The organism is Mesorhizobium sp. M7D.F.Ca.US.004.01.2.1 (assembly GCF_003997785.1).
GTDB lineage: Bacteria > Pseudomonadota > Alphaproteobacteria > Rhizobiales > Rhizobiaceae > Mesorhizobium > Mesorhizobium loti.
In genome coordinates, this window is record NZ_RZRQ01000263.1 from 1 (window position 1) to 8,152 (window position 8,152).

Sequence of the window (8,152 nt, forward strand, 5' to 3'; positions counted from 1 at the left end):
TCACGCTGGGACGCAAGACCGCTGCGGAAAAAGTGGCGAGCTTTCTGCTGATGATTGCCAGAAACATCGATCCCACGCTTGATCCAAACACCAACTCGACGAGCTTCGAGCTGCCGCTCACACGTGCCGACATCGCCGATTTCCTCGGCCTGACGATCGAAACGGTGAGCCGCCAGTTGACCCGGCTGCGGACGGATAACGTGATCCGGATCGACAACAACCGCCATGTGACCGTGGACAGCCTTGCCCGGTTGGCGAGCCGCTCCGGCGTCTAGTCCCGGTCGACGATCCCGATCATCGGCAGGACATGCTCGCGTTCAAACGCGATGTGCCGGCGCAAGTTCTCGAACAGGCCGCGCAACATGAAACCGATGGCTTCGGGGTTCTCGACCGTCTCGCCATGACCGATGGCCAGCAGAATTTCGGTCACCTCACCGGCAAAGCATTCGTCTTCCACATGTTCGGCCCGCAATCGCCGGGTTGAGGCAAGGTTCGCATTGCTGCCGACCACGGCGTCCTCGTAAGCAGGGAAGATCACCGCCTCTTCGTATTGATGAATGTTGCGCAGCAGCGGAATGATCGCGTTGGCCGCGCCGAGGCACTTCAGACGATCGACGCTGGGCAAGGCGTCCGCAATTCTTTCCAGGGCGTCGCAGAGCTGCAGCTTTTCCCTGTGCGCGCGCTTCATCACCGCAGCCGGGACCACTTCCCTGCTGGATCGATCAGTTGGTGCGGGATTTTCGTCGCCTGCTTCGAACAGCGACGATCCCAGCCCTTTCTTCTGGCTCAACGGCGGCCTCCGTTCGTTTGCAAGACCACGCTGCCCAATCAGAAAGGGCTGGGCTTTGACATGGATCAAGGCGGCGACAACGCGACTGCTGAATTGGTGTCTACGCGGATTGGCGTCCGCGCATCGGAATCCGAGGTCGGGGATATCTCATGAAGTTCGGCACGCAAATCTTCGCTTTGAGCCTTTTCACATTCGCGGCCCTAGCGGCCGCTGGCTTCGGCGCGGACCAGCCATTTCGACAGCATATGTGGGTGCTGTTTTTTGTGTTGCTTGGTTTTGTCGCCATCCTCATCCGCAACACGAATTTCCAGGTGGCCGCTCCGATTGACCCATCCGCTTACATGGATGGTCCAATCCGCTACGGCACGATCGCCACCATGTTCTGGGGTGTCGTCGGCATGCTTGTCGGCGTGGTCATCGCGCTGCAGCTTGCCTACCCCGATCTCAACATCCAGCCCTGGTTCAACTTCGGCCGTTTGCGGCCGCTGCATACATCGGGCGTAGTCTTTGCCTTCGGCGGCAACGCACTGCTGTGCACATCATTGTATGTCGTGCAACGAACCTGCCGCGCCCGCCTGTTCGGTGGTGATCTCGCCTGGTTCGTGTTCTGGGGCTACCAGCTCTTCATCGTCATGGCGGCGACTGGCTACCTGCTCGGCATCACCGAGAGCCGCGAATACGCCGAACCCGAATGGTACGTCGACATCTGGCTGACCATCGTCTGGGTCGCCTATCTCATCCTGTTCCTCGGCACGATCCTGAAGCGCAAGGAGCCGCATATCTACGTCGCCAACTGGTTCTACCTGTCCTTCATCATCACCGTCGCGATGCTGCATGTGGTCAACAACCTGTCGATGCCGGTTTCGTTTCTCGGCTCGAAGAGCTACTCCGCCTTCTCCGGCGTCCAGGACGCGCTGATACAGTGGTGGTACGGCCACAACGCCGTCGGCTTCTTCCTCACCGCCGGCTTCCTCGGCATGATGTATTACTTCGTGCCCAAGCAAGCGAACCGGCCGGTCTACTCATACCGTCTCTCCATCATTCACTTCTGGGCGCTGATCTTCCTCTACATCTGGGCAGGCCCGCACCATCTGCACTACACCGCCCTGCCCGATTGGGCGCAGACGCTCGGCATGGTGTTCTCGATCATGCTGTGGATGCCGTCATGGGGTGGCATGATCAACGGCCTGATGACGCTATCAGGCGCCTGGGACAAGCTCCGCACCGATCCGATCATCCGCATGATGGTGATGGCCATCGCCTTCTACGGCATGTCGACCTTCGAGGGGCCGATGATGTCGATCAAGACGGTCAACTCGCTGTCGCACTATACCGACTGGACCATCGGACACGTCCATTCCGGCGCGCTCGGCTGGGTCGGCATGATCTCGTTCGGTGCGATCTACTACATGGCGCCGAAGCTCTGGAACCGTCAACGGCTCTACTCGCTGAGGCTGGTCACCTGGCACTTCTGGCTGGCGACACTCGGGATCGTCGTCTACGCCGCAGTGATGTGGGTGTCCGGCATCATGCAGGGCCTGATGTGGCGCGAATACGACGAGCAGGGCTTTCTGGTCTACTCATTCGCTGAAACCGTGGCCGCCATGCACCCCTACTATGTCATGCGCGCCATCGGCGGGGCAATGTACCTCTCCGGCGCCCTGATCATGGCCTGGAACATTACCATGACGATCCTGGGATACCAGCGCGAGGAGGAGCCGATGCCCGGCTCGGTTCCCGCCCTTCAGCCTGCCGAATAAGGAGCCAGACAATGGGCTTGATGGACAGACACGCGATCATCGAGAAGAACGCCACGCTTCTTCTCGTTGGCTCCCTTCTGGTGGTGACGGTCGGCGGCATCGTCGAGATCGCACCGCTCTTCTATCTCGACAACACCATCGAGAAGGTCGAAGGCATGCGGCCTTACTCGCCGCTGGAACTCGCCGGCCGCAACATCTATGTGCGTGAGGGCTGCTACCTCTGCCACAGCCAGATGATCAGGCCATTCCGCGACGAGGTCGAGCGCTACGGTCACTACAGCTTGGCGGCCGAGTCGATGTACGATCACCCTTTCCAGTGGGGATCGAAGCGAACCGGGCCGGACCTCGCCCGGGTCGGCGACCGCTACTCGAATGGATGGCACGTTCAGCACCTTACGGATCCGCGTTCGGTGGTGCCGGAATCGATCATGCCGAGCTACGCGTTCCTGAAGGACGCCCCGATCGAGGTGAAGGATTTCTCGACCCATCTGGTCGCCAACAGGCGGGTCGGCGTCCCCTACAACGATGACATGATCGCGCACGCCAATGCCGACCTTATGGCGCAGGCCGATCCCAACGCGGACACATCCGGCCTCGAAGCACGCTATCCGAAAGCCAAGGTCGGCGACTTCGACGGCAACCCGCAACAGGTCACCGAAATGGATGCCCTCGTCGCCTATCTCCAGATGCTCGGCACGCTGGTTGACTTCAAGAACTACGACGATGCCGCAGGATATCGCTGAGGAGTTTTATCCATGGATTACAATTTGATGCGGGAGTTTGCCGACAGCTGGGGTTTGGTCGGCATGGCGCTTTTCTTTGTCGGGGCAATTGTCTTCGCCCTTCGCCCCGGCAGCCGCAAGCTGGCCGACGAGGCTGCCCGGATCCCCCTTGAGGATGACTGATCATGAGCAACGAGCATATCGACCAGGTCTCCGGTGTCTCAACCACCGGCCATGAGTGGGATGGCATAAGGGAGCTCAACAACCCGCTTCCGCGCTGGTGGGTCATCACGTTTTACGTCACCATTGTCTGGGCCATCGGCTACACCATCGCCTATCCGGGATGGCCGCTGCTGCACTCGGCGACGAAGGGCGTGCTCGGCTATTCCAGCCGCAACGACGTCAAGAACGAACTGGCTGTGGCTGAGGTCGCGAAGGGCAAATATATCTCGGCGGTGGAGTCCAAGAGCGTCTCGGAGATTGCCGCGGACGATGGCCTGCGCGAATTCGCAACCGCCGCCGGTGGCGCCGCTTTCAAGGTCAATTGCGTACAATGCCATGGCTCCGGCGCCCAAGGTTCCAAGGGCTTTCCCAATCTCAACGACGACGACTGGCTGTGGGGCGGCAAGGCCGAGCAGATCCAGCAGACGATCACGCACGGCATCCGCTTCGCGTCCGATCCGGACACGCGCCTGTCGGAAATGCCTGCCTTTGGCGACATCATAACCACTGACCAGATCGCTCAGGTCAGCACCTATGTCGCCAGCCTGTCGGGAAAGGTCCAGGATGCCGGCCTCGTCGAGCCCGGCGCCAAGGTCTTTGCCGAAAGTTGCGTGGCCTGTCATGGCGACAATGCAAAGGGCAACAAGGAGCTCGGCGCGCCCGATCTGACCGATGCGATCTGGCTCTACGGATCCGGCGAGGCGGCCATCGCCGCACAGGTCCGTGCGCCAAAACAGGGCGTCATGCCGGCCTGGGGCGCACGCCTGGGCGAGACCAAGGTCAAGGAACTCGCCGTCTACATCCATTCGCTTGGTGGTGGGGAATAGGAAGCGGGGCCTAATCCCAACCCTTCGCCAGCCAAGCGACGAGGCCCGGCCATGCCGGGCCTCGACCTGTATTCGGCACCGGCAATTGACTTGCATCAACGCGCCTGCCCCCGCCCCGCGGCAAGACTCCCATACGCTGGCAGCCCGGGCATGGGCAGATTGTCGCCTGCGCGAGTGGAGATGCATGTGCTGGACAATACGCAGGTAGAGCGGCTCGAAGCCGAAGCGGTGAACTCCGCCAAAGTGCGCCAGCCAATGTATGCCGCGCGCAAGAAGATATTCCCGAAACGGGCAACGGGAAGCTTTCGCCGGTTCAAGTGGCTGGTGATGGCGATCACACTCGGTATCTACTATCTGACACCGTGGTTGCGATGGGACCGTGGCCCGTTCGCCCCGGACCAGGCCGTGCTGCTCGATCTCGCCAACCGGCGCTTCTACTTCTTCTTCATCGAGATATGGCCGCAGGAATTCTACTATGTGGCCGGCCTTCTGATCATGGCCGGCGTCGGTCTTTTCCTGATCACGTCGACTATCGGTCGTGCCTGGTGCGGCTATACATGTCCGCAGACCGTCTGGGTCGATCTGTTTCTGGTTGTCGAGCGCGCCATCGAGGGTGATCGCAACGCACGCATGAAACTCGATGCCGGTCCCTGGACCGCCCGCAAGCTTGCGCTGCGGGTATCGAAACACGCCATCTGGCTGGTCATAGGTGCTGCGACCGGGGGCGCCTGGATATTCTATTTCGCCGATGCGCCTACGTTGGCTCGCGAACTTTTCACCGGCACCGCAGCCCCCGTCGCCTACATCACCGTCGCCGTGTTGACGGCGACGACCTATACGTTCGGTGGGCTGATGCGCGAGCAGGTCTGCACCTACATGTGCCCATGGCCACGCATCCAGGCGGCGATGCTCGACGAAAATTCCCTCACCGTCACTTACAACGACTGGCGCGGCGAACCACGTTCGCGTCACGCCAAGAAGGTCGTGGCAGCAGGTCAGTCCGTCGGCGACTGCGTCGACTGCAATGCCTGCGTCGCGGTCTGCCCGATGGGGATCGACATTCGCGACGGCCAACAGCTCGAATGCATCACCTGCGCGCTTTGCATCGACGCCTGCGACGGCGTCATGGACAAGCTCGGCAGGGAGCATGGACTGATCTCCTACGCGACGCTCTCCGATTACAACGCCAACATGATGCTGGCGACCGCGGGCGGCTCCAGTTCCGTCAATCCGTCGCTGGTCAGGACCACTGACGGCCCTTTCTCCGACAAGGTGGCGCATTTCCATATTCGCAAGATCTTTCGGCCGCGCACCTATGTCTACATGGGTATGTGGTCGCTGATCGGCCTGGGTCTGCTCTATTCGCTGCTGACGCGCGATCGGCTCGAAGTGAACGTGCTGCATGACCGCAATCCGCAATTCGTCACGCTGTCCGACGGCTCGATCCGCAATGGCTACACCGTCAAGCTGCTCAACATGATCCCCGAACCGCGGACCATTGTTGTCACTATGCAGGGCTTGCAAGGGGGCGAAATGAGCGTGGTCGGGGACGACATTAAGGTAGGCCGCTCCTTTGCCATCCCGGTCGAGCCCGATCGCCTGAAAATGCTGAAGGTCTTCGTGCGCCAGCCGGCGGATCAAATCCAGGGCACAGCGCAGACCTTCACGTTCCGTGTCGAGGACAAGGCGAGCTTCGAGTCGGACGAATACACCGCCACCTTCAACGCGCCGGAGACTGCCAGATGAGCGCCAGAACTCAAAAAACCCGCGAATTCACAGGCAGGCACATGCTGTTCACCATCCTTGCCTTCTTCGGCGTGGTCATCGCGGTCAATCTGACGATGGCCACGCTCGCCAACACGAGCTGGACCGGCCTTGTCGTCGAAAACACCTATGTGGCGAGCCAGCAATTCAACAAGAAGGCCGAGGAGGGTCGCGCGCAGGCAGCACTTGGCTGGACCGGCAAGCTGACCATCGCATGGGGCGAGGTCCGCTACAGCCTCACCGATGCCGCCGGCAAGCCGGTTCCCTTGCATGGCGTCAAGGTGCTGTTTCGCCATCCCGCATACGAGAAAGAGGACAAGTCCGTCACGCTCGCCCTCGCCTCTGGCCAGGAATTCGCCGCGCAGCACATGCCGAAGGATGGCGTCTGGATTGTCGAAGTCGACGCCGATGCCGGTCTGGATAAACCGTATCGCGACGTCCGCAGGATCATGATTTCCAATGGAGCGCTGCAATGAGTTGTTGTGCACCGGGCGCCGAAATGGCGCTTGATCTGGTCAACACCGCATCGGTCCTGCCGTCCAGCCAGGAAATCAGGCTGGCGAGCAGATCGCTTGGCGATGATCTCCGCCAGACCGATCTTTCAGTCCCTGCGGTTCATTGCGCGGCCTGCATCCAGGCGATCGAGACAGCACTGGGAAAGCTCGATCAAGTCGAGAGTGCTCGTGTCAACCTGTCCACGAAGCGGGTCGTGGTCCGCTGGCGTGGGAGCCAAGTACCACCATTCGTCGCCGCGCTGGGACGGCTGGGTTACGAGGCGCATCTGTTCGACCCTGAAGTCGATAACAAGGACAAGACGCTTTCGGAACTGATCCGCGCCGTTGCTGTCGCCGGCTTTGCGGCGGGCAATATCATGCTGCTTTCAGTCTCGGTCTGGTCCGGCGCCGAAGGCGCAACGCGGGACCTGTTTCATTGGGTCTCGGCGCTGATCGCGATCCCGGCACTGGCCTTCGCCGGCGGCATCTTCTTCCGCTCGGCCTGGAATGCGCTGCGTCACGGCCGCATGAACATGGATGTGCCGATCGCGGTCGGGGTGTCCCTCGCCTACGCCATGAGTCTCTATGAGACGATCAACCACGGCGATCACGCCTATTTCGACGCGTCGGTATCGCTGCTGTTTTTCCTGTTGATCGGTCGCACGTTGGATCACGTGATGCGCGAACGTGCCCGGACCGCCGTGAAAGGCCTGTCCCAGTTGGCCGCACGTGGCGCCATGGTGCTGCGCAACGACGGCGCACGCGACTATCTGCCGGTTGGCGAGATCGAACCCGGCATGCTGCTGTTGATCGCGGCGGGCGAAAGGATCCCCGTCGACGGCAAGATCATTCAAGGGGCCTCGGATCTGGACTGCTCGTTGGTTTCCGGCGAGAGCACGCCTCGAAACGTGGCGGCAGGCGAAGCCGTGCAGGCCGGTGTCCTCAATCTCACCGGCCCGCTGACGATTGAGGCGGCAGCGGCCGCGAAAGATTCGTTTCTGGCGGAAATGGTTCGGCTCATGGAAGCCGCAGAGGGCGGCCGCGCGCATTATCGCCGGATCGCCGATCGCGTTTCGGCGCTCTATGCCCCGGTGGTTCATCTCACAGCCTTCGCGACGTTCCTTGGCTGGATGGCGGCGACTGGCGACTGGCACCGGGCGATAACCATCGCCATTGCCGTTCTCATCATCACATGCCCGTGCGCGCTCGGCCTCGCCGTGCCGATCGTGCAGGTGGTCGCGGCGCGGCGCCTGTTCGAGAACGGCATCATGGTCAAGGACGGTTCGGCCATGGAGCGCCTGGCGACGATTGATACAGCGGTGTTCGACAAGACCGGAACGCTCACGCTTGGACAGCCCCGGCTCATCAATGCGTCAGCGATCGATCCGACCATGCTGGCAATCGCGGCCGACATGGCTGCGCACTCGCGTCACCCGTTTTCAAAGGCCATAGCCGGTTTTGCCCGCCTTGGCGGGCAGCACAAATTCGATGCCGTCACTGAGCATCCGGGGTTCGGAATCGAAGCCACTGTCGCCGGAAGTATCTGGCGGCTGGGTCGACGCGGATGGGCTGG

The 8,152-nt window shown here is 61.4% G+C and carries 9 protein-coding genes; 8 read left to right on the forward strand and 1 reads right to left on the reverse strand.

Going from position 1 to position 8,152, the window contains the following annotated elements; translation table 11 throughout:
- Nucleotides 1-275, forward strand: a 275-nt coding sequence (locus EN993_RS26670; protein ID WP_127265256.1) for a helix-turn-helix domain-containing protein, incomplete at its 5' end; no start/stop codon positions are given.
- Here the strand turns inward: EN993_RS26670 and EN993_RS26675 are convergent.
- Nucleotides 272-688, reverse strand: coding sequence for a hemerythrin domain-containing protein (locus EN993_RS26675; RefSeq protein ID WP_109671327.1), 417 nt, complete (start codon nucleotides 686-688; stop codon nucleotides 272-274). The two genes, EN993_RS26670 and EN993_RS26675, sit on opposite strands and share 4 nt — an antisense overlap.
- 251 nt (nucleotides 689-939) lie before the next feature.
- On the opposite strand from EN993_RS26675, the gene ccoN reads away from it, so the two are divergent.
- The 7 genes from ccoN to EN993_RS26710 form a co-directional block, all read left to right on the forward strand.
- On the forward strand, nucleotides 940-2,550 hold the full coding sequence (gene ccoN, locus EN993_RS26680) for a cytochrome-c oxidase, cbb3-type subunit I (protein WP_109671202.1): 1,611 nt from the start codon (nucleotides 940-942) through the stop codon (nucleotides 2,548-2,550).
- Nucleotides 2,551-2,561: 11 nt separating this feature from the next.
- Entirely contained in the window at nucleotides 2,562-3,293 is a 732-nt protein-coding gene (gene ccoO / locus EN993_RS26685; RefSeq protein ID WP_109671201.1) for a cytochrome-c oxidase, cbb3-type subunit II, read from the forward strand.
- 12 nt (nucleotides 3,294-3,305) lie between these two features.
- The gene (locus tag EN993_RS26690; RefSeq protein ID WP_109671200.1) at nucleotides 3,306-3,455 is read left to right on the forward strand and encodes a cbb3-type cytochrome c oxidase subunit 3; all 150 of its coding nucleotides are present in this window, start codon (nucleotides 3,306-3,308) and stop codon (nucleotides 3,453-3,455) included.
- A 2-nt stretch (nucleotides 3,456-3,457) separates the two neighbouring features.
- Complete coding sequence (gene ccoP / locus EN993_RS26695) at nucleotides 3,458-4,321, forward strand: cytochrome-c oxidase, cbb3-type subunit III (protein ID WP_127265257.1); 864 nt, start codon at nucleotides 3,458-3,460, stop codon at nucleotides 4,319-4,321.
- Between the two features lie 186 nt (nucleotides 4,322-4,507).
- Nucleotides 4,508-6,067 (forward strand): cytochrome c oxidase accessory protein CcoG, encoded by a 1,560-nt coding sequence (ccoG, locus tag EN993_RS26700; protein ID WP_164757824.1) that lies wholly within the window; start codon nucleotides 4,508-4,510, stop codon nucleotides 6,065-6,067.
- Nucleotides 6,064-6,561, forward strand: a complete 498-nt coding sequence (locus EN993_RS26705; protein ID WP_109671197.1) for a FixH family protein — start codon at nucleotides 6,064-6,066, stop codon at nucleotides 6,559-6,561. Before ccoG ends, EN993_RS26705 begins: the two co-directional genes overlap by 4 nt.
- On the forward strand, nucleotides 6,558-8,152 hold a 1,595-nt coding region (locus EN993_RS26710), incomplete at its 3' end, for a heavy metal translocating P-type ATPase (RefSeq protein WP_164757825.1). The genes EN993_RS26705 and EN993_RS26710, both read left to right, overlap by 4 nt.

Bases quoted from the DNA above. Each gene is read 5' to 3' on its own strand.
- EN993_RS26690 (WP_109671200.1), top strand. From the start codon at position 3,306: ATGGATTACAATTTGATGCGGGAGTTTGCCGACAGCTGGGGTTTGGTC.
- ccoO (WP_109671201.1), top strand. From the start codon at position 2,562: ATGGGCTTGATGGACAGACACGCGATCATCGAGAAGAACGCCACGCTT.
- ccoP (WP_127265257.1), top strand. From the start codon at position 3,458: ATGAGCAACGAGCATATCGACCAGGTCTCCGGTGTCTCAACCACCGGC.
- EN993_RS26705 (WP_109671197.1), top strand. From the start codon at position 6,064: ATGAGCGCCAGAACTCAAAAAACCCGCGAATTCACAGGCAGGCACATG.
- EN993_RS26675 (WP_109671327.1), bottom strand. From the start codon at position 688: ATGAAGCGCGCGCACAGGGAAAAGCTGCAGCTCTGCGACGCCCTGGAA.
- ccoN (WP_109671202.1), top strand. From the start codon at position 940: ATGAAGTTCGGCACGCAAATCTTCGCTTTGAGCCTTTTCACATTCGCG.